The organism is Aureitalea sp. L0-47, from assembly GCF_026126405.1.
Lineage (GTDB): Bacteria > Bacteroidota > Bacteroidia > Flavobacteriales > Flavobacteriaceae > Pukyongia.
Genome location: NZ_JAFMTQ010000007.1, coordinates 143347 through 165417 on the forward strand (window position 1 = coordinate 143347; position 22071 = coordinate 165417).

Sequence of the window (22071 nt, forward strand, 5' to 3'; positions counted from 1 at the left end):
GAATTTATATCGGTTATCTCACTATCAATTTCTTGGTAGTAGATTGTCCGTCAACTTCAATAGTAACAAAGTAGATACCGGTTTTGTAGTTGGCAACATTCAATGTAGTTGAATTCGCACCAGCTTCAGCACTTACATTTTGTAGTGTTTGTCCCAGCATATTTGTTAGAGTTACTTCAAATGAACCGAAGTTTGCATCTGCCAATGAAATAGTTACTAATTCACTCGCAGGGTTCGGAGACATTGTGATGTTACCTAAGGTAGCATCGTCGATCCCTAGTGGGCTACAGTCTAGCAATCCGGCACTATGGAAACGTGCAACAGAACGAAGTGTTTTCCACCCCTCTGTATCGTTTCTAGCAACAACCGCATACCAAAGATCTTCGTTTTCTCCATCAGCAATTGGTACGGTGATCTCGGTATTTGTTGTAGTACCCGCTACCTCCATGTATTTGTCACCAAGAAGATACAGATCGTACTCCTCTGTATCCGGAACAGCGGCCCATGTGAAAGTTGCTTCAGTCTCGCACACCTGAATAACATTTATTCCACTCACTATTTCTGCAAGGGAGAATACGTCATCACTGGTATCTGAGTATGAACCACTTGTGATTCTAATTAGAGTTTCACCACTAACTTCGCTAGGTGGGCTCCATGTGAATGTTGAAGCAGAAGCAGAAGCATTTCCGATGTTATTCCACGTTGAACCATTGTTCAATGAGTATTCAAGCGTGAAACCGGCTGCAGTATTAACTGCATCCCAGTGCAATCTGATAGAAGCAGCAGAATTGCTAAATGATTCTCCACCATTTGGATACGTCAACACAAGGTTGTCTGTGATAACTTCGTATACAACGTAGTATTCCTGAGGTCCTTGTGGCACATCGAAACCTGTGATTTCAACCTCGTAAGTTCCTGCTGCAGGATTGTTAAGTAATACTTGCTCAACATTGTTCAGACGATCAACTCCGTTTGTCGCTGGAGTATCAAGTGCAGTTGGATTTGGAGTACTATCCAATACCCATGGAAGATGAGTTGTATTTCCTGGATCTGTTACTACAAGATCAAGGTCATTTACTAAAGCAGGACTTGCTCCTGGCGTTGCCGCAGGATCAGACCAGTACACCATGAAACGAACCTGAGTTGTGTTAGCAGGAACGCTGATATTGTGTGTGTTCGAATTTCCTTGAGCTACGTTATCTGAAAGGTATCTTCCATCCTGGATAAGTTGTGCAGCACGGTTAGCGTTGATAAGTCCCCATCCGTATTTGAAGTCAGGACCTACATTACCCAATTCGTTTGCTGTATTCATCATGGCCGCTTTAATAAGCGCACCGTCCGGGAACGCACCACCGTTAGCATCCATATACACCTGGTATAACTGAGCAGAAACACCGGCAATACCTGGTGCGGCCGCAGATGTACCACCAAATGTCTGGTATCCGTGGTTTTGGTTTGTAGAAACCTGTCCTTGTCCGTGAGCTGAGATATCCGGCTTGATACGACCATCATGCGCAGGACCACGGCTACTAGAGCTTACAAGAGCTCCATCTTCAAATAGGTTTGCAGTAGCGATAACATTCTTTCCTTGCTTGTGACCTCCAGTGATGTTACCCCACTGAGTTCCTGCACCATATCCACAGTTAAGTCCGTTAGAGTTACCTGCAGAGAATACATGCAATAAGGATGGAATTGTGTTCGATTGTGTATCCACAGTTTGAGTAACAGTTGTATAACCTGCATTACATCCATTACTGTAGGATGAGTTTGTCACCTGAACGTCACCACTGTTGATTAAGTTCGTTGTAGCAGCATCAAGGAATGAAGAGTTGTAGAATACTACATATAGATCAGATCCGGCTGCCATTCCTCTGTTACCAGGAACCAGGTTACCAGCACCTGCCATGATACCGGAAACTCCGTCTCCGTGACTCTGCCCGTTTGCAGTCTGTCCTAATGGACCCATGTGTCTTCCTTCGAAGTCGATATGAGGACCAACTGGGCCGTCATCACGACAAAGAACACCTACACCTTCACCTGTGAAGTTATTTCCACCAGGAGTCTGTGTATCTAGTAAGTTTGCTCTGTGGATTGATCTTCCCTTATCACTATCCTTAACAGAAGGAGCGGTGATAACTTCAACCCACTTAACGTATGGCTGACTGGATAATTCTTCCAGGCAATCGTTTGGAATAACAAGATCGATATTGTTGGATCCCGCATACTCAGTTCTTACAGAAATTTGCTGAGAAGCAAGATCTGTGATCACGTATTGTGAATCTACATAAGGATAGTGCTGCAGGGTAACAACATAGTTGCTGCCGTCTGTAGCCCAGTTTCCAATGTTGCCGTTCTTCAGGTCCTGAGACAGTTTAAATCTGCCTTGGATAGGAACGATAGAACGAACACCGTTGTCCTTAAGAAACGCAACAGACGTATTTTGAGGGAAACGGAACACATAAGTGTGTTTTGGGATGTAGCTAATCAAGTCTAGACCGTTAGCTGCAAAATTGTCTTGTACGGCTTGAGATGGAGTTTCGTAAAACTGGATCCACCCGATGTAACCGTCACGAAGATGAGCCGATTCCGGCATCTGGTTCCATTGGAACGTGTCGATGTTTTCCGGCATTTCAATCGTTTCATCCTGAAACGTGATTGTGTAAGGATTCTGGGCAAATGCAAAAGTACATGCAAGCGCTAACACCAAAAAACTTACACTTTTCCGACTAATCGAGAAAAAGGTAAATTTTTTCATAGTTGATTTTTTAGAAAAGTTTAAAGTTAGAATTTTAATAATGAATGGTTCTTAAATGTGCTAATTTTACTTAAGAACATCAAATATATTCAAAAGTCACAAAAAAAACATAGTAAAAATCGTTAAAATCGAATATTCCTTGAATGAAGAAAAAAATGATAATTGCCTCGGCTTGAAGGTTATCTGCCCATTCTGAAACATTCAGACTATTCTTCAAAAATAGCCTTTAGTTCTGTAGCTTTATGAGGTTCGAGTTTGCCAGCGAGAACTAAACTCAGTTGTCTTCGTCTCAACGCCGCTTTATATCGTTCTTTTTCAAGGTCGGTTTGTGGAACTAATTCCGGCACGGGTACTGGACTACCTATTTCATTAACAGCTACAAAAGTGTAGATACCTTCATTCGCTTTAGAGCGCATTCCGCTTTCCCTATCTTCAATCCAAACATCCATAAATACTTCCATGGAACTCTTAAATGCACGGGAAACTTTGGCTTCAACAGTAACCACGCTGCCTAAAGGGATCATTTTGCTGAAAGCAACATGATTCACTGAAGCTGTAACCACAATACGTCGGCTGTGTCTCCTCGCTGCTATACTGGCTGCTCTGTCCATCCTGGCCAACAATTCGCCACCAAACATATTGCCTATGGGATTGGTTTCGCTGGGCAGAACAAGATCTGTAATTATAGTCTTAGAATCTTCGGGATGCTTAACTTCCATAAAACAAATTTTTGCAAAGTTACATTTGTTTTAATGGAATGCGTATTAAGGAAAGTATAATTTGATTATTCTGAACCCAACGTCTGAACAAGTAACCAGGCATCCGAGTTCTCATTGTTCTTGATAGACCGAAGTTCTCTCAGGGCATCAAGTCTGTCCACGTGTGAACTGTATATCACCTGGTGTAATCCGTATCGATTCTTACCAATCAGTTTAGGAGAATATCCTTTTGCCGTCAATTGCTTTAATTTCTTAAAGGCGTTATCCTCAATTCTGAAGGCTCCAGCCACTATGTGATATCGCCCCGTTTCTTTAGGAACACTGATGTTCATGGCTGGAAGAGGATCTGAAATGATAAAAGTAGCTTCCTGAATGTCGTTCTCTACCCTGAGATCGGCTTTCTCCTTTTCGGAAAAATTGTGTTTCTGAACATTGCCTTCGTAGATCTTCATACCGCCTAAGCTGCTTAACGCGATAGCTATCAAGCCAATGGCAGCATATTTCATGTAAGGCACAACAACTCGCCTACCAGGCGCGAACAATAAAGGAGCGGGCTCTTTCTCTCTTGAAGCCTGGGCATGCTGTTCGGCAGATCGTGCTATTTCCGGAGAAACGAAAGCTGTGAGGCCAAATGAAGCCGTGTCGTAGTTTTCTGAACTGGAAGGCACAAATTGAACCGAACCTTCTTTGTTCAACTGAAAATCACCAATACCCTGCATGGATATCATATTTCCGTCGTTCAGTTTTTGAGACAACCTGGAGGTAAAGCTACGAATTCGCTGAAGGGCCGTTTCATAGCTGCAACTATCGGCGGCCGCGATATAATTGGCCAGTAAACCATCATTGGTTTGAAGTTGCCGATTAAAAGAAACCAATTTGGCCGGTGGGTGGAAGGTATGCGTATCCTTGTCAATGGTAGCTGAACGAAAATTCGTTAAGAAGGCACCAAATCCAGGAACGATCACACATTCGTACCGATATAATAGATCCTTGATGTAGGTTTCCAATTGCATTAAAACAAACTTATAGGTTTTTTCAGTGCATATCAACATCCCGTGTACGATTTTATTAACAACCTGAAATTGTTGTATTTTTGGAAGGCTCCCCAATTAGTTGTACCGGAATGCTTAGTAGAATCGAATTGCGCCATTTGCTGGCGCTACAGCGTGTTCCGAACCTTGGTGATACTTCAGTAAAGAAACTAATCCATCACGTAGGTTCGGCCGAAGGAGTTTTTAAAGAAAGTAGGAAGAACTTACTTAAAATAGAAGGGATCACGTCCTTCCGACTCAAAGAGTTTAATCCAAAGATCATACTCGACCTTGCGGACGAAGAATTAGCCTTTATCCATTCGAACGAGATTTCTGTTCTTCATTTTAAAGATGAGGATTACCCCAATCTACTCAAGCAGTGTTATGATGCACCCTTACTGATCTTTACAAAGGGAAGCTTTAATCTTAAAAATCGTCCAATTATCAGTATAGTAGGGACGAGGAATGCCACTACTTATGGAGCTACCATGTGCGAAAAGCTGGTTTCCGAACTAGCGGTTCTCAACCCAGTGATCGTATCCGGGTTCGCTTATGGGATAGACATTATTGCTCATAAGGCTGCCCTGGCAAGCGGATTGCAAACGATCTCATGCCTGGCCCATGGGTTGAACCAGATCTATCCTAGGGTACACGAGAAGTATGTGTCGGCCATTCTCAATAACGGGGGTTTGTTCACGGAGTTCTGGAGCAATGATGCTTTCAATCGAGAAAATTTCCTAAAACGAAACCGAATCATCGCAGGAATGAGTGAAGCTACCATCGTCGTGGAATCTGCTGAAAAAGGAGGTAGCCTGGTCACTGCAGATATCGCGAATTCCTATGACCGTGATGTATTCGCATTTCCCGGAAAAGCGTCCGATAATTTCAGCAAAGGGTGTAACGCCCTGATAAAAACGCAACAGGCGCAAATGATCGAAAGCGCGGCGGATCTTATATATCTGCTGGGATGGGATCTGGACACGAAGAAACAACAACCTGTTCAAACAGAACTCTTTGTTTCACTTTCCGAAGAGGAAGAAAAAGTAGTGAGTTACCTGAGGCAGGAAGGAAAAGAAATACTGGATATTATCGCATTAGGTTGCCAATTACCCACGTATAAAACAGCTTCTATACTGCTCAATCTCGAAATGAAAGGCCTTGTTCAACCGCTGCCTGGAAAACAGTTTCAGCTTACTTAATAGCCCAGCTTTTTGCGGGTTCTGGACAGCACATCATCTGCCACAACTTTGGCTTTTTTGGCCCCAGAGGTAAGAATTTCTTCAAGCTCGTTTTTGTTGTTCATGAAGTGAGCGTATCGTTCCCGAGCCTGTTCGAATTTACCTAAAAGCGCCTCGTAAAGTGCTTGTTTGGCATGGCCATAGCCGTAACCACCCGCGAGGTAGTTGTTTCGCATTTCGGCTACTTCCTCTTCCGAAGCGATCAATTTATACAAGGCGAATACATTGCATGTATCCGGGTCTTTGGGTTCTTCCAAAGGAGTGCTATCAGTCTGTATGCTCATTACCTGCTTCCGAAGTTTTTTGTCGGGCAGGAATATATCAATGATATTATTCTTCGACTTACTCATCTTAGCCCCGTCTATTCCGGGCACCAGCTTTGTGTCCTCCTGGACCTTCGCCTGGGGCAGTACAAAGGTCTCTCCCATTTTGGCGTGGAAACGACTGGCGACATCGCGTGTCATCTCAAGGTGTTGTAGCTGATCTTTCCCTACAGGAACTATATCTGCATCGTAAAGAAGGATGTCTGCAGCCATAAGCATTGGGTAGCTAAATAACCCGGAATTCACATCTTCCAATCGGTCTGCTTTATCTTTGAACGAGTGCGCAAGTGTTAGACGTTGATAAGGGAAAAAGCAGCTGAGGTACCAGGTGAGTTCGGTTACTTGCGGAATATCGCTTTGCCGATAGAACACCGTCTTTTCGGTATCCAGTCCGAAAGCAAGCCAGGTTGCCGCTGTACTGTAAGTGTTATCGCGAAGCAATTCAGGATCTTTTATCTGCGTAAGCGAGTGCATATCCGCGATGAAAAGGTAGGAATCATTTTCGGGATCGTTTGCCATTTGGACCGCCGGTAGAATTGCGCCTAAAATGTTTCCCAGGTGAGGGGTTCCCGTACTTTGTATGCCTGTGAGAATTCGTGCCATAGATTTACCTTGAAAAAGGAGTATACGTTATTTCTTCTGAAATTTCCGCAAAGTTAAATCATTTAAGGTATTTGATTCAGGCATTTCACTATTTTTGGTCATCTATGGGATTCTTCCGAAATATTTTTATCCTCTTTTACAGGATCTGGTTTTATATACTGGTGGTTCTTCCCATTATTATACTATTCCCTGTCCTCCTTGTAAGTATAGCCTACGAAAAGTGGTACCCGTTTTTCTTTCGGCTAGCCAGGATCTGGGCTAAGTTCATTCTCTTCGGAATGGGACTCATCCCGGTGGTGAAGAGAGATACGAAGATCAAGAAAGGCAAGAGCTATATGCTCGTGGCCAATCATACGTCAATGACAGACATCATGCTCATGCTCTACCTTTCTCGGAATCCATTCGTTTTTGTTGGGAAGAAAGAACTGGCTAAGATTCCCTTATTCGGATTCTTTTACAAAAGAACCTCTATTCTTGTAGATCGCGCCAATGCCCGGAGCAGGCGTGAAGTTTTTGAAATGGCTCAAAATAAACTGAATCGCGGATTAAGTGTCTGTATATTCCCTGAAGGTGGCGTGCCCGACGAAAAGATCATCCTGGACGAGTTTAAGGATGGCGCCTTCCGCCTGGCCATCGAACACGGTATTCCGGTGATCCCAATGACATTTCACGATAACAAGAAGCGATTCTCTTACATCTTCTTTTCAGGTGGGCCGGGAAAACTCCGGGTGAGGATTCATAACGAGATACCTACCGCTATTCTTGAAATAGAAGATAAACGAATGCTGAAAGTGCAGGTTCGGAAGATAATCCTGGACGAGTTAATGGCTCCTTCACTAAAATAAAAAAACCGTCCTATGGCGAAAAGGACGGCTTTCTCTTCATTGTCTGTTTGGTATCTCCAAACCTAACCAACTAAAAAACTAACCTAAAACTTAAAACTTAATCCCGTATAGACTCCCATAAAAAATGGATTAAAATCTACCGTGGAGTCTGAATACGGGTTAAGCTGATATTTGAAAATAGGTTCAATATTAAACTTTAACCTTCGGGAGATTTTATAATCGAAGCCCAGACCAACATTGGTCGTGAAGCTAAGAGAATTCAAATTATTGGCTTCGCCCAGTACACTACTGAAATCACCGGCTTCCACCGCGATTTCATTATCCCCGAGGAATAATGTACTGAAACCACCTATCATGTGGATGCCAAACTTATTATCAACAAGTGCGTATTTAAGCTCCATAGGAACTTCGTAATAGCGAATGCTTTGGTTGATAAAGGCTTCAGCCCCAGTAGACTTTGGACGAATATCTCCAAATCCACCTTCCGGTGCTGGCCTTATAGTACCTTTATCTACGGCAGTCAGTACTTCACCACCCGTGTTGCCGTAATCTATAGAGCGCAGTGCTGCACTCACCGGACCGGTTCCCAGTTCAATGTCACCGGTACTATAACTCAAATTGACATTGTGTATACCTGTACGCAGGCTTAACCTGTCTGAAATTGCATAACTCACATCGGCTCCATAGCTGAAATTAACATCTCCGGATTGGGAGTTATCTGCAAAAGTAGGATCGATAGAAGAACCATTTCCGAAGGAACTGTAATACACAGGACCTACATTAGGACTAACTTCCCAACGATCTCCGGGAGATTCCTCCTTTGCCACGGCTTCTTCCACTTCCTTGTTTTCCTCAATAGCGTCGAAGATAGATTTCTTCTCTTCTTCTGCAGCCTCTTTCACTTCATCAGCCTCTTCTTTCGCTACAGCCTCTTCTATTTTCGCATCTTTTATTTGAGCACCTTTTTTGATCAAGGGATTTGTTTCGAGTTCTTTCTTATTGACCTCTTCTGTGGCAACTTTTTCAGTCTCTACAACTTTGCGGTCTATTATTTCCTTAGGATCTTTTTTGAGGAGATCCTTTTTCTCAACTTCAGTTTTCTTTTCTTCTGAATTTTCCTTCGCAACAGCATCTCTTACCACAGGATCGGTAATTATCTTCTTGTCACGAATGATAGGGTCCTTGATCTCCGACTTCTTCTTTAATTTAGAATCCGGATCTTCACTGGTAACAGCGGACTCAACCGATTTATCGGTCTTGATGATCGCATCCTTCGATTCGTTGTTTGTGTATACCTTCTGGTCGTTCTCTACATTTTCCAGCTCATCGGTTTCTTCTGTATCAGAAGCAACATCGGTATCTTCAATGGCTTTTTCGGTAAGGATGGTATCCTTATCCATATTTTCAAGGTCGGTAGTGTTTTCTATCTTATCCTCTTCGGTAATTTGGGTGTTGTCTGATCCCCAGTCGAAAACCGAATTACTAATTGTAAGCAGCAATGCGAGTAATGCGGCTACACCTCCAACTTTCCACCAAAGTGGAATTACTTTGCGGTCCTTCTTCTCCTTCCGAAGCTCAGCCTCAATATTGGCCCATGCGTCTGGTGGAGGAGTCGCCTCAAAGTTTTGGAAGCGTTCCTGAAAAAGCTTATCTATTTGCTTTTTTTCCTTCATCGCTGCTTACAACTGCTCTTTGTTATAGATTTCTATCTTTTGTTTTAATATCATTCGCGCTCGTGCCAGGTTAGATTTAGACGTTCCGTCACTAATTCCTAACATTTCGCCAATCTCTTTATGTGAATAACCGTCCAAAATATAAAGGTTGAAAACCATTCGGTATCGGTCCGGTAATTCCTGGATGATCTTCAGAAGAAAGTCCAATGGCAGGGAAGTATCCTCAACCTCGACGTCTTCATCTTCTATCTGATCCTCATTTGTTATGTCAAAGGCGCGTTTTTTTCTGTACTTCTGAAGGGCGGTGTTCACGGTAATCCGCTTGATCCAGCCTTCGAAAGAACCTTTTCCTTTGAATTGCTCTATACGTTTGAAAATTGTAATGAAGGAATCCTGCAAATTATCCTGTGCTTCAGCATAATTGGGAGAATACTTCAGGCAGATCGAGAACAGCGTATTCGAGTACCGCTTATAAAGTTCCGCTTGCGCTGTGGCATTCTGCTTCTTACATTGTATTATGAGCTCCTCTAAAGTCAAACGCAGTACCTTGATTAATTGATGCTATACTTTTCTAAACTTTGAAAGTAGCAACCGGATTAACCGAGGTTTCTACACGCTGTAGATGTTTCAGGATTAAAATGGTTGCGTTGTATACGAAAGATTATGCCTGTACAGCTTCAATGGCTTCCTTGATTTTTTGTTCCAGTTCGTCCATGAGTTCGGGGTTGTCCAGAAGAAGGGTTTTCACAGCATCTCTTCCCTGACCTAATTTGGTATCATCATAACTGAACCAGGAACCGCTTTTTTTGATGATCTCATAATCCACACCAAGGTCGATGATCTCACCTACTTTAGAGATTCCGGTGCCGTACATAATATCGAATTCGGCAGTCTTGAAAGGTGGGGCCACCTTGTTTTTTACCACTTTTACACGGGTTTTATTTCCTCTAACCTCGCTGTTTGAATCTTTGATCTGTGTAGATCTCCTGATGTCCAAACGTACAGAGGCGTAAAATTTCAATGCATTACCTCCTGTAGTGGTTTCAGGATTTCCAAACATCACACCGATCTTTTCGCGAAGCTGGTTGATAAAGATCACCGTACAGTTGGTCTTACTTATCGATCCGGTAAGTTTACGAAGTGCCTGAGACATCAAACGTGCATGCAGTCCCATTTTGCTGTCACCCATCTCACCTTCGATCTCACTCTTAGGGGTTAGTGCGGCAACCGAGTCTACAACTATGATATCGATGGCCCCACTCCGGATAAGGTTATCAGCTATTTCAAGGGCCTGCTCCCCGTTATCCGGTTGTGAAATGATGAGGTTTTCTATGTCGATGCCTAACTTTTCAGCGTAATAACGGTCGAATGCATGTTCAGCGTCAATAAAAGCTGCAATTCCGCCTTTTTTCTGTGCTTCTGCTATGGCATGCAGGGTAAGTGTGGTTTTTCCTGAAGACTCAGGGCCATAAATTTCAACAACTCTCCCCCTGGGATAACCGCCAACTCCCAGTGCAAGGTCCAGGCCTAAAGAACCTGAAGGGATCACTTCCACTTCCTGCACAGCGCTGTCTCCCATTTTCATGACAGTTCCTTTTCCGTAGGTTTTGTCAAGTTTGTCCAGGGTAAGTTTTAATGCTTTTAATTTTGCGTCTTTTTCTTTACTCATTGTACTAAGATTTTATTAGGGAGTCAGTAGGCTAAGGTACTATTTCTTTATGTTCGTAGCAACTTCAAAAACGGGGCCTCCTTATTTTTTGTTAACATGAAGTAAAACAGTAATTTTACGCCCTTATTAACAACTATCTTTTCACTAAAAACAACGTATAGCATGCAACTGTACAATACTTTAAGTGCAAAGGAAAGAGCTGCTTTGCTGGAAGAAGCCGGGGAGGACAGGCTTACTCTTTCTTTTTATCAATATGCCAAAATTGGCAACCCTGAACTATTTAGGAATCACCTCTTCATCGCATGGAATGAGATGGAAGTGCTTGGGCGTATTTATGTGGCCAATGAAGGGATCAATGCTCAGCTTTCCGTGCCAGCCGGGAACTTTGAGAAATTCAAAGAATTTCTTGATGGGATCTATTTTCTGAAGGACGTCCGCCTGAATATCGCGATCGAGCAAGACCTGAAATCCTTTCTGAAACTCAAGGTAAAAGTTAGGCAAAAGATCGTTGCCGATGGCCTTAACGACGACACCTTCGATGTAACGAATAAAGGAGTTCACGTAAATGCCGAACGTTTCAACGAGCTTATCGAGGATCCAAACACAGTGTTGGTCGATATGCGAAATCATTACGAAAGCGAGATCGGTCATTTCAAAGGAGCCGTTACTCCGGATGTGGATACCTTCCGCGATTCCTTGCCCATTATCGAAGAAGATCTTTCAGAATACAAAGAAGACAAAAACCTGGTGATGTATTGTACCGGCGGGATTCGCTGTGAAAAGGCGAGTGCCTATTACAAACATAAAGGCTTCAAAAAGGTGTTCCAGCTGGAAGGCGGTATCATTGAATATGCCAGACAGGTTAACAACAAGGGCCTGGAGAACAAATTCATAGGAAAGAACTTTGTGTTCGATCACCGGAGGGGAGAGCGCATTTCTGAAGAGATAATCTCACAATGCCACCAGTGCGGAAAGTCATGCGACACCCATGTGAACTGTGCCAATGAGGCCTGTCATCTGTTGTTTATACAGTGCGATGAGTGTGCCGAAAAGATGGAAAACTGCTGCAGCCAGGAATGTGTGGATGTAATTCATCTACCCTACGAAGAGCAAAAAAAGCTGAGAAGCGGCAAGCATAACAGTAACAAGATCTTCAAAAAGGGCCGTTCGGAAAAACTGAAATTCAAGAAGTAGGGCTTCTTACATTTTTGGTATCTTTACGGCATAGAGTAATTGTTTAATCTTCGTCCCTGTAGTATGCACTGCAGGGCTTCACATATAAAATATGGGCTGTACAAGCTGTACTACGGGTGCCAACGGACAGCCAAAGGGATGCAGGAACAATGGGACCTGTGGCTCAGATGGCTGTAATAAATTAACGGTATTCGACTGGCTTTCCAACATGTCGCTTCCGGGAGACCAGGAGCCCTTTATCGGGGTTGAGATCCGGTTTAAGAACGGGCGAAAACATTTCTATAAAAATTCGGAGGGATTGACCCTGTCTATTGGGGACGTGGTTGCAACAGAAGCAGCACCAGGTCATGATATAGGTATCGTAACCCTCACAGGTGAACTCGTAAGGGTTCAGATGAAAAAGAAAAAACAAACCACAGATACCGAAGCACTTCCGAAGATCTACCGAAAAGCTACACAAAAGGATATTGATATCTGGCAGAAATGCAGGAGTAAAGAGTTAACCGTTCAGAAGGAATCAAGAGAAATCGCAATAGCTCTTGGGTTGCAAATGAAGATCAGTGATGTAGAATACCAGGGAGATGGATCCAAAGCTATCTTTTACTACACAGCTGAAGAGCGAGTTGATTTCCGGCAACTTATTAAAGACATGGCGAGGGCATTCAGTACTCGTATCGAGATGAAACAGGTTGGTTTCAGGCAGGAAGCGGCTCGTTTGGGTGGAGTGGGTTCCTGCGGAAGAGAACTGTGCTGTTCTACCTGGTTAACCGACTTCCGTTCGGTGAACACTTCAGCAGCAAGATACCAGCAACTATCATTGAATCCGCAGAAGCTGGCGGGACAATGCGGTAAGTTAAAATGTTGTCTCAACTACGAACTGGATACCTACCTGGAGGCACTGGATGAGTTTCCACGAACCGACATCAAACTGAACACCACAAAAGGAACGGCCAGTTGTCAGAAAATCGATATTTTCAAGCGCCTGATGTGGTTTGCATACGATAATGATGGGATGAACTGGCACGAGCTGCGGGTTGATAAAGTAAACGAGATCGTCGCCCTGAATAAAAAAGGAAAGTCTGTAGCAAGTATAGAGGAGTACATCGAAGACGTCGTTGTACCAGACAGCGAGTTGTTCAATAATGTGGTAGGTCAGGATAGTCTAACCCGATTCGATCAGCCCAAAACAAGAAGAAACAAAAGACGAAAAAAGAAAAGGAGTCGAAGTAGGAACCGAAACTCACAGAGAAATGGCTAAGTGGTTAACGTGCTTGTTGATATTTTTGGTTTTGGCATCATGCACCAATGACATTGTAGTTTCTGAATCCAGGTCGTTACCGGGTTATTGGGATAAACAGGAGTCGTTGGAATTCCAGATACCACAGCTGGATTCCTTGAAGAAATACAATGTGTTTCTGAACGTGCGCAATACTAACGATTATCCCTTCAACAACCTGTTCCTTATTGTGGCTATGGAATTTCCTCACGGGAAGACGCTTGTGGACACCCTGGAATACAAGATGGCCTTCCCAAATGGTGAATGGATGGGAGAAGGTATTGGTAGTGTGAAAGAAAATAAATTGTGGTATAAGGAGAATGTCTCCTTTTATGAAGAAGGGAATTATAACATAACTATAACACATGCTGTTCGCAATAACGGTGATGTTGAAGGCGTTAGCAGACTTGAGGGCATAACAGACGTTGGATATAGTATAGAAGAAAATAAAGAGCAGTAAGCTATGGCTAAAGCGAAAACCAAAAAGAAAGCGACGAACCAGGATCAGGGTGTAGGAAAACACATCCGTACGTTTTGGAAATTGTTCGGGGCGCTCATCCTTTTCGTGGTATTGGTCTTCCTGCTGGCGTCCTGGGGGGTTTTTGGCAGTCTGCCTGATGAGACCAGCCTGGAGAATCCGGAAAAGAATCTCGCTACACAGATCATTGGGTCTGATGGGATCACGCTTGGAACATTCTACAAAGAAAACAGAACTCCTGTAAAATATGAAGACCTTCCTGATCACCTGGTGAATGCGTTGATCGCAACTGAAGATGTCCGGTTCTACGATCATTCAGGGATCGATGCGAAAGGAACGGTACGGGCATTCGCTTTTCTTGGTTCGAAAGGAGGGGCGAGTACTATTTCGCAGCAATTGGCGAAATTATTCTTCACGGAACAAGTATCTCGCAACAAATTCCAACGTGGACTTCAGAAAATAAAAGAGTGGGTTATAGCTACCCGCTTGGAGCGAAGATATACGAAGGAAGAGATCATAACCATGTATTTCAATGAATACGACTTCCTGAACCAGGCTGTTGGGATACAGTCGGCAGCCAATATTTATTTTACAAAAGCACCGGAAGATTTAACTACGGTAGAAGCAGCTACGCTGGTTGGGATGTTCAAGAATTCCTCTCTCTATAACCCATTGAAAAATCCTGAAGGGGTTAGGAACAGGCGAAATGTCGTCCTTGCCCAAATGGCGAAATACGATTACATCACTACCGAAGTGAAAGACTCCCTGCAGGCGCTCGACCTGATCATACGTTTCTCGCCGCAAGGGCATAACGAAGGAATAGCCACCTACTTCCGTGAATATGCGCGTGCATTTATGGCCGATTGGGTAGAGGCAAATCCTAAAAGTGACGGAAGTAATTACGACATATACAGTGATGGTTTAAAGATCTATACAACTATAGATTCCAGGATGCAACAATATGCTGAAAATGCGGTTGATGCTCACATGGCTAACCTTCAGAAGGAATTTCACAAGCAGAATGAAAAGAACAAAACAGCACCCTTCCGCGATATAACACCGGAAGAGACCAATAAGATCCTGGATGCATCCATGCAGCGATCCGACAGGTGGCGAGAGATGAAAAAGCAGGGGAAGTCGGAACAGGAAATCAGGGAAAGCTTCAAGAAAAAGACCAAGATGAGCATTTTTTCCTGGAGTGGAGATATCGACACCTTGATGACACCGCTGGATTCGATACGTTATTACAAGGGAATCTTACAGGCCGCCCTGATGTCCATGGACCCCAGAACGGGAGAAGTGAAAGCCTGGGTAGGAGGGATTGATTACAAACATTTCAAATACGACATGGTGAAGACGGGGCAACGGCAGATAGGTTCTACCTTCAAGCCTTTTGTCTATGCTACTGCTATTGACCAGATGCATATGTCCCCCTGCGACACCTTGCCGGACACTCCTTATACTATTGCGCAAGGAAAGTACGGACTGTTGGAGCCATGGACTCCAAAGAACTCCGGCAAGGTTTCCGGGAAACATCTAACGCTTCGAGCCGCTCTGGCACAATCCATCAATACCATCACAGCCAGGCTGATCGACAGGGTAGGACCAGAACCCGTGATCGAACTGGTGAGTAAAATGGAGATGGATACCGAAGACATCCCTCCCGTTCCATCTATTGCTCTGGGAACGCCTGATGTAACCTTGTACGAAATGGTTGGGGCGTACAGCACCTTCGCTAACCAGGGAGTTTATATCAAACCAACATTGATTCAGCGTATTGAAGACAAGAACGGAACGGTGCTTTATCAGAATGTTCCGGAGACCAGAGATGTTATAAGTGATGAAACCGCTTACGTGACCCTAAGCCTGATGGAAGGGGTTACACAGTCCGGGTCGGGAGCGAGGCTCCGACATACCTGGGCAGGAGCGGCTTCAGTATACAAAAATGCAGTAACCGGCTATCCTTACGGGTTTACCAACCCCATCGCCGGGAAAACGGGTACAACCCAGAACAATAGTGATGGATGGTTTATGGGTATGGTTCCCAACTTAGCCACCGGAGTTTGGGTTGGTGGAGAAGATCGTGCCACACACTTTAGTTCAACCGCCTACGGACAAGGAGCAACAATGGCGCTTCCTATTTGGGGTATCTATATGAAGAATTGCTACGAGGATGAGTCATTGAATATTTCGGATAGTGGTTTTGAGAAACCAAGCAAGATTTCCATAGCCACCGATTGTGCCAAATGGAAGGCCGAAAATTCAGGGGGTGAGATACCCGACGAATTCGACCTTGATTAAGCTATTAAAAACCTGTTAGATTTCTGTTCGGCAGGTTTTTTTAATGCTCTAATTTTCGTAATTTTTCAACAAATTTCTATACATGATCAACAAGACGGTAGCGAGCGTTCAGGAAGCCTGTGAAGGCGTGAAGAACGGTATGACTTTTATGCTTGGTGGCTTCGGCTTAAGTGGAATAGCCGAGAACTGCATAGCGGAATTAGTTCGGAGAGGAGTTAAGGATGTCACCTGTATTTCGAACAATGCAGGGGTTGATGATTTTGGCCTGGGGCTACTTCTTCAGAAAAAACAAATCAAGAAAATGATATCGTCCTATGTAGGCGAGAATGCGGAGTTCGAACGCCAGATGCTAAGTGGAGAACTTGAAGTGGAACTCATTCCGCAGGGAACTCTGGCCCAACGTTGTCAGGCTGCCCAAAGTGGTATTCCTGCCTTCTTCACTCCTGCTGGTTACGGAACGGAAGTAGCTGACGGCAAGGAAGCGAGGGAGTTCAATGGGAAGATGCATTTGATGGAGTACGCCTTTGATGCCGATTTTGGCTTTGTAAAAGCCTGGAAAGGAGACACTGCAGGAAACCTGATCTTTAAGGGAACCGCCCGTAACTTCAATCCGAATATGGCAGGAGCCGCCACTATTACCGTGGCAGAAGTTGAAGAACTTGTGCCGGCTGGAGAACTGGATCCTAACCAGATCCACATACCCGGAATATTCGTTCAGCGGATCTTTCAGGGTGAGCGATATGAGAAACGTATAGAACAACGAACCGTAAGACCCAGAGATTAATGGCATTATCAAAAGAACAAATAGCGCAACGCATTGCAAGGGAAGTTAAGGACGGATACTATGTAAACCTGGGGATAGGAATCCCTACACTGGTAGCCAACTTCGTACGTGAGGATATAGAAGTGGAGTTCCAGAGTGAGAATGGTATCCTGGGCATGGGTCCTTTTCCTTTTGAAGGGGAAGAAGACCCGGACCTGATCAATGCGGGGAAGCAAACGATTACAGCAATGCCTGGGGCTTCCTTCTTTGATTCAGCCATGAGCTTTTCCATGATACGCGGTCAGCATGTGGATCTAACCATTCTCGGAGCCATGGAGGTTGCACAGAATGGAGATATCGCAAACTGGAAGATTCCTGGCAAGATGGTGAAAGGCATGGGTGGCGCGATGGACCTGGTAGCCTCGGCCGACAATATTATAGTTGCCATGATGCACACCAACAGGGCAGGAGCATCAAAACTTCTCAAAGAATGCAGCCTTCCGCTAACCGGGGTGGATTGCGTTAAAAAGATTGTGACCAACCTGGCGGTTCTCAATATTGAGAATAATAAATTCGTCCTGCTTGAACGAGCTCCTGGTGTTAGTGTAGAAGAAATTGTAGCTGCCACCGAAGGCGACCTAGTTGTGGAGGGTGATATTCCTGAAATGCAACTTTAATTCTCCTCTCTTTCTATTTTTTACTACGGAAGACAACGTCATTCCACATCTCTTATTGTAGGAAAATACTTAGCAACAATCAATAAATGTTAAAATAAAGCGCATTTCATCGATTAATTATGCTTTACATCGTGTTTTATAAAAAATAGTTCACATATTAGCAATCCCAAATAAACCAACTAAACCTACTTATGTTAACCATTTCTAAAAGCTTAAAAAATACTGTACGATTGATTAGAAACGTACTGTATGTTGCGAAAAAAGTGTTTTTATTGATGTAGTTTTTTTCAGAGTACTTTACCCCCGAATCTGCAACGATTCAGATAAGGTAGGCCCGTTCTTTGTGAGGTTAGAACGGGCCATTTTTTTTAGATCCCCTTCGGAATGGCATCGATAAGTTTTTTGGTGTACTCCTTTCTAGGGCTCGCATAGATCTCATCCGCATCCCCCATCTCTTCTATCTTGCCGGCATTCATTACCAGTAGTTGGTCCGACATATACTTAACCACTGCCAGGTCGTGAGAAATAAAAATATAAGTAAAGCCGAAATCTTCTTTTAGCTCATTCAGCAAATTCAAAACCTGGGCCTGTACCGAAATATCAAGTGCCGAGACCGATTCGTCACAGATAACCAATTTGGGTGAAACCGCAATGGTTCGGGCAATTCCCACTCGTTGTCGCTGTCCGCCTGACAGTTCATGAGGATATCGGTTGAAATAGGAATTATCGAGTCCAACACGGTCGAGCAAGTCATTGACCCTGTCTTCCCGATCTTTTTTGGAAACCCCGATCTTATGCACTTTCATAGGTTCCATAAGCGCCTGGCCTATTGTCAGTCTTGGATTCAATGAGGCAAACGGATCCTGAAAGATCAATTGAATTTCCTTCCTCATACGGCGGATCTCATCGGCGTCAAGCTGGTTTAGTTCCTTACCCCTGTATTTAATACTTCCCGACGTTGCCTTGTCCAACAGAAGTATCGCCCTACCGAGAGTGGATTTGCCACAGCCAGATTCTCCAACCAATCCTAAGGTTTCTCCTTCAAAAACACTAAAACTAACATCGTTTACTGCCTTAGTAACCTTTTTCGGCTGGAAAAGCCCCGCCTGGTTGTAAAATTCCTTCTTTATGTTCTTTACTTCAAGTAATGGGGCTTGCGTGTACAGTTCTTTATGACGAAGGGCGCGTTCCTGTGGTGAGACTTCTCTCGGCTTGAAGGATTTATCCGCTAAAGAAGCGATGGTCGGCAGCCGCTTCAATCTTTTGCTAAGAACAGGCCTGGCAGCAAGCAAGGCCTTTGTATATGAATGCCTGGGAGTTTTAAAAACCTGGTAAACCGAGCCATCTTCCACCAGGTCACCCTTGTACATCACAAGGACGCGGTCGGCAATTTCAGAAACAAGGCTGAGGTCGTGAGAAATGAAGATCATGCTCATCCCAGTTTGTTTCTGAAGGTCTTTAAGTAATTGAACAATTTCTTTCTGAACAGTCACATCCAGGGCCGTAGAAGGCTCATCGGCAATGAGGAGTTTCGGTTTACAGGCAATGGCCATTGCTATCATCACCCGTTGCATCTGACCACCGGAGATCTGATGGGGATATCGATTATAGATCTCCCTTGGATTTGGGAGTTTTACCCTTTCGAATAGTTTGATGGTTTCCTTTTTACTTTCTGAATTGGAAAGGCCAAGTTGATGCTGTAGGGTCTCTGAAACCTGATAACCACATTTTAGTGATGGGTTCAGGGCGCTCATGGGTTCCTGAAAGATCATGGCGATCTCTTTGCCACGCAACTTATTGAATTCTTTAGGGCTTAATTTGGTGAGATCTTTTTCTTCAAATTGGATGGCTCCTTCAACAAGGGCAGTTTTCTTCGGAAGCAGGCCTGCAATGGCCAGGGATGTTACCGATTTTCCCGAACCGGATTCCCCAACGATCCCCAGTATCTCATTTTCAGAAAGAGAAAAAGAAAGTTCATGGACCACTTCGGTCCGCTTTTTACCTTTTCCGAAGGAAACGGATAAATTTTGAATATTTAATATTCTATTCTTCATAGAATCAATACAAATAAATTGAGGATTCGCAATTTTAACTAAATTAAGTTGCGAAATACATTACTATTTTTAAAATTTATCGTGTTTTGTTTAATGTTTTTCAATAAAATTTAATAAAACTGCAAAAATCTTAAACATTATATACTTTATTAATAATTCAATTTATCCCCAAATTCCGAACTCCCCTCTTATTTCTTAGAATTTGCATCAATACTTGTCGGTAGACGGGGTTTGCATCACGTATTTAAATATAAGGCTTATGAACCAACTAAAACAAACCAAACAAATCTTTATTGGGTCAATTTTATTCATAGGATTGATCGCTTTAACCATTAATTTTTCTAACCATCGTCCGGAAATAGAAGAAACAATTATTCAAAATGACAACTCAAGGGACAGTGAAGGAGATACTTTTTCCATTGTAGCCTATGACAAGACCACCGGACAGGTAGGTGGAGCAGGATGTAGTTGTGTGAGTATAACAGGCGGGATTGACTTCCTCAGTGATCTTATTACAGACGGAACAACTAATCCCGATAACATCGTAGGAGCCATCCACACCCAGGCGAGCTACCAGGAACCCAACCAGATCAATGCCAGGAATCGAATGCTTGCCGGGGATTCACCTTCAGAGATCATTACCTGGCTTGAGAATAACGACTGTTGTGGAGGTCCGGGATCGCGCCAATACGGTGTGGTAGGAGTTGATAATCCGGGTGCGGCTGGTTATACCGGTGCATCAAATGGGAACTATGCGAACGATCTTCAAATTGACAACGCATTCTATACCGTCTCCATCCAGGGAAATATCCTTGATACTTCTAATGGGCAGGATCTATTAGATGATATGCGCGACTCCTTTAATAATTCATCTGGAACACTCGCAGACAAGCTTATGTCCGCCATGCAGGCAGCCAAGCGCGTGGGTGGTGACAATCGCTGTGCGTCCAGCGGGAATAGTGGGAGAACGGCCTTTGTTCAAGTGCTGTCACCGGGAGAGACCAGTCCGTCGCTTTTCTTTACAACTGGAAATGCAGTGGCGACTGGCGTGGAACCGATTGATGAACTTCAGTGCCTTTACGATAGTTCAATCACTCCTCCAACCTGCAGGGAAACAGTGACTTCATTTCCGTACACCATGGATTTTGAGGATAATGTATGGGTGAAGGATGCCAATAATTGTACAGGGAATGATAAGTCCTGGATCCGCACCAGATTCGCTACCCCCTCAAGTAATACTGGGCCAACAGGTGCAAGCCAGGGACAATTATACATGTTTGTGGAGGCGAGTTCATTCTTCAATGGGAGGGCGATCATGACTTCTCCATGTTTGGTGCTGCCTGGGAATGAATCCGTATCCCTTTCGTTCAATTATCATATGTTTGGCGTAGATATGGGAACCTTATCGGCCACTATAAACAATGGTACAGGATGGACATCACTATGGTCCCTCAGTGGAGACCAGGGGAATAGCTGGCAAAGCCAGGAGATCGATTTAAGTGCCTACCAGGGACAAACGGTTCGAATTCGTTTCGATGCCACAACCGGAGCCAATTTTACCAGTGATATGGCGGTGGACAACATACGGGTAGGTACACCGGCACCGGTAAACTGTAATTCTGTGGTAGACACTTTCCCTTATTCCGAAGGCTTTGAAAGCTCATTCGGGGAGTGGTCCAACGTAGGTAATGATGACTTGAATTGGACGAGAAACAGTAATGGAACCCCATCAAATAATACAGGTCCATCATCGGCTTTTGAAGGTGCTACGTATATCTATGTTGAGGCTTCCGGGAATGGTACGGGATACCCTAATAAAAGAGCGATCATTGAATCAGCATGTTTTGATCTATCAAATAGTAATACGGCTTCCTTTGATTTCAATTATCACCAGTTTGGGTCTACTGATATGGGAACTATAGATCTTGAAGTTAGTACCAATGGAGGAAATTCCTGGGCTAGTATCTGGAACCGATCCGGGAACCTTGGCAATCAATGGTTGTCGGAAAGCATAGATCTGGCGGCTTACCTCGGAGAAAACGCTGTGCAGTTGAGATTCAACAGAGTAACAGGGGGTACCTGGCAGGCGGACATCGCCCTGGACAACTTTGTACTGAATGCTGCCGGAGGGCCGGATGTTACACCACCAACACCACCTGCAAACCTAACAGCTTCCAATACAACACAAACAACAACTGATCTGAGTTGGGATGCTTCCACGGATAATGTGGGGGTAACCGACTACGACGTGTATGAAGGTGCTGTGGTGATAGGCACAACTACCGGTACTACCTTCAATGTAACCGGATTAAGCCCATCTACAAGTTATTCATTCACAGTGGTTGCCAAGGATGCCGCCGGAAACGAATCCGACCCAAGTAATGCGGCAAACGTGACCACTCTGGATCCACCGGATACAGAGGCGCCTACCTCTCCTACCAACCTTTCGGCATCAAATGTTACCATGACGAG

At 44.0% G+C, this 22071-nt stretch carries 17 protein-coding genes; 9 read left to right on the plus strand and 8 right to left on the minus strand.

The features are described 5' to 3' along the window. Positions 1-13 precede the first annotated feature (13 nt). The 3 genes from J1N09_RS09075 to J1N09_RS09085 all read right to left on the minus strand — a co-directional run bounded on the left by J1N09_RS09075 (position 14) and on the right by J1N09_RS09085 (position 4526). Positions 14-2755: a S8/S53 family peptidase gene (locus J1N09_RS09075; protein ID WP_265199838.1), complete on the minus strand. Its 2742-nt coding sequence runs from the start codon at positions 2753-2755 to the stop codon at positions 14-16. A gap of 206 nt (positions 2756-2961) precedes the next feature. Beyond that, entirely contained in the window at positions 2962-3474 is a 513-nt protein-coding gene (locus tag J1N09_RS09080; RefSeq protein WP_265199839.1) for an acyl-CoA thioesterase, read from the minus strand. Between the two features lie 65 nt (positions 3475-3539). After that, positions 3540-4526 (minus strand): SPOR domain-containing protein, encoded by a 987-nt coding sequence (locus tag J1N09_RS09085; RefSeq protein WP_265199841.1) that lies wholly within the window; start codon positions 4524-4526, stop codon positions 3540-3542. Positions 4527-4597: 71 nt separating this feature from the next. On the opposite strand from J1N09_RS09085, the gene dprA reads away from it, so the two are divergent. Then, entirely contained in the window at positions 4598-5704 is a 1107-nt protein-coding gene (gene dprA / locus J1N09_RS09090; protein ID WP_265199842.1) for a DNA-processing protein DprA, read from the plus strand. On the opposite strand, the gene trpS is transcribed toward dprA, so the two are convergent. Beyond that, positions 5701-6669, minus strand: a complete 969-nt coding sequence (trpS, locus tag J1N09_RS09095; RefSeq protein WP_265199843.1) for a tryptophan--tRNA ligase — start codon at positions 6667-6669, stop codon at positions 5701-5703. The two genes, dprA and trpS, sit on opposite strands and share 4 nt — an antisense overlap. Before the next feature lie 104 nt (positions 6670-6773). Here trpS and J1N09_RS09100 point away from each other — a divergent pair, with 104 nt between their 5' ends. Next, complete coding sequence (locus J1N09_RS09100) at positions 6774-7514, plus strand: lysophospholipid acyltransferase family protein (protein WP_265199845.1); 741 nt, start codon at positions 6774-6776, stop codon at positions 7512-7514. Positions 7515-7597: 83 nt separating this feature from the next. Here the strand turns inward: J1N09_RS09100 and J1N09_RS09105 are convergent, their stop codons facing one another. The 3 genes from J1N09_RS09105 to recA all read right to left on the minus strand — a co-directional run bounded on the left by J1N09_RS09105 (position 7598) and on the right by recA (position 10856). Beyond that, positions 7598-9187 (minus strand): porin family protein, encoded by a 1590-nt coding sequence (locus tag J1N09_RS09105; protein WP_265199846.1) that lies wholly within the window; start codon positions 9185-9187, stop codon positions 7598-7600. A 6-nt stretch (positions 9188-9193) separates the two neighbouring features. Beyond that, positions 9194-9724, minus strand: a complete 531-nt coding sequence (locus J1N09_RS09110) for an RNA polymerase sigma factor (protein ID WP_265199848.1) — start codon at positions 9722-9724, stop codon at positions 9194-9196. 124 nt (positions 9725-9848) lie between these two features. Beyond that, positions 9849-10856, minus strand: coding sequence for a recombinase RecA (recA, locus tag J1N09_RS09115; protein WP_265199849.1), 1008 nt, complete (start codon positions 10854-10856; stop codon positions 9849-9851). 162 nt (positions 10857-11018) lie between these two features. Between recA and J1N09_RS09120 the strand changes: the two genes are divergently transcribed. The 6 genes from J1N09_RS09120 (at position 11019) to J1N09_RS09145 (ending at position 17545) form a co-directional block, all read left to right on the plus strand. Further along, positions 11019-12050 (plus strand): rhodanese-related sulfurtransferase, encoded by a 1032-nt coding sequence (locus J1N09_RS09120; protein ID WP_265199850.1) that lies wholly within the window; start codon positions 11019-11021, stop codon positions 12048-12050. A 91-nt stretch (positions 12051-12141) separates the two neighbouring features. Beyond that, entirely contained in the window at positions 12142-13308 is a 1167-nt protein-coding gene (locus J1N09_RS09125; RefSeq protein WP_265199851.1) for a stage 0 sporulation family protein, read from the plus strand. Further along, positions 13301-13786: a gliding motility lipoprotein GldH gene (locus J1N09_RS09130; RefSeq protein WP_265199852.1), complete on the plus strand. Its 486-nt coding sequence runs from the start codon at positions 13301-13303 to the stop codon at positions 13784-13786. The genes J1N09_RS09125 and J1N09_RS09130 overlap by 8 nt, the downstream gene beginning before the upstream one ends. Positions 13787-13789: 3 nt before the next feature. Next, positions 13790-16105: a penicillin-binding protein 1A gene (locus J1N09_RS09135; protein ID WP_265199853.1), complete on the plus strand. Its 2316-nt coding sequence runs from the start codon at positions 13790-13792 to the stop codon at positions 16103-16105. A gap of 82 nt (positions 16106-16187) precedes the next feature. Continuing rightward, positions 16188-16889: a CoA transferase subunit A gene (locus J1N09_RS09140; RefSeq protein WP_265199854.1), complete on the plus strand. Its 702-nt coding sequence runs from the start codon at positions 16188-16190 to the stop codon at positions 16887-16889. Beyond that, a complete protein-coding gene (locus J1N09_RS09145) occupies positions 16889-17545 on the plus strand; it encodes a CoA transferase subunit B (RefSeq protein WP_265199855.1) in 657 nt (218 codons plus the stop codon). Before J1N09_RS09140 ends, J1N09_RS09145 begins: the two co-directional genes overlap by 1 nt. A gap of 368 nt (positions 17546-17913) precedes the next feature. Here J1N09_RS09145 and J1N09_RS09150 read toward each other — a convergent pair whose 3' ends face one another. After that, the gene (locus J1N09_RS09150) at positions 17914-19599 is read right to left on the minus strand and encodes an ABC transporter ATP-binding protein (protein WP_265199857.1); all 1686 of its coding nucleotides are present in this window, start codon (positions 19597-19599) and stop codon (positions 17914-17916) included. A 259-nt stretch (positions 19600-19858) separates the two neighbouring features. On the opposite strand from J1N09_RS09150, the gene J1N09_RS09155 reads away from it, so the two are divergent. After that, a partial coding sequence (locus J1N09_RS09155) for a DUF1028 domain-containing protein (RefSeq protein ID WP_265199858.1) occupies positions 19859-22071 on the plus strand: 2213 nt, incomplete at its 3' end.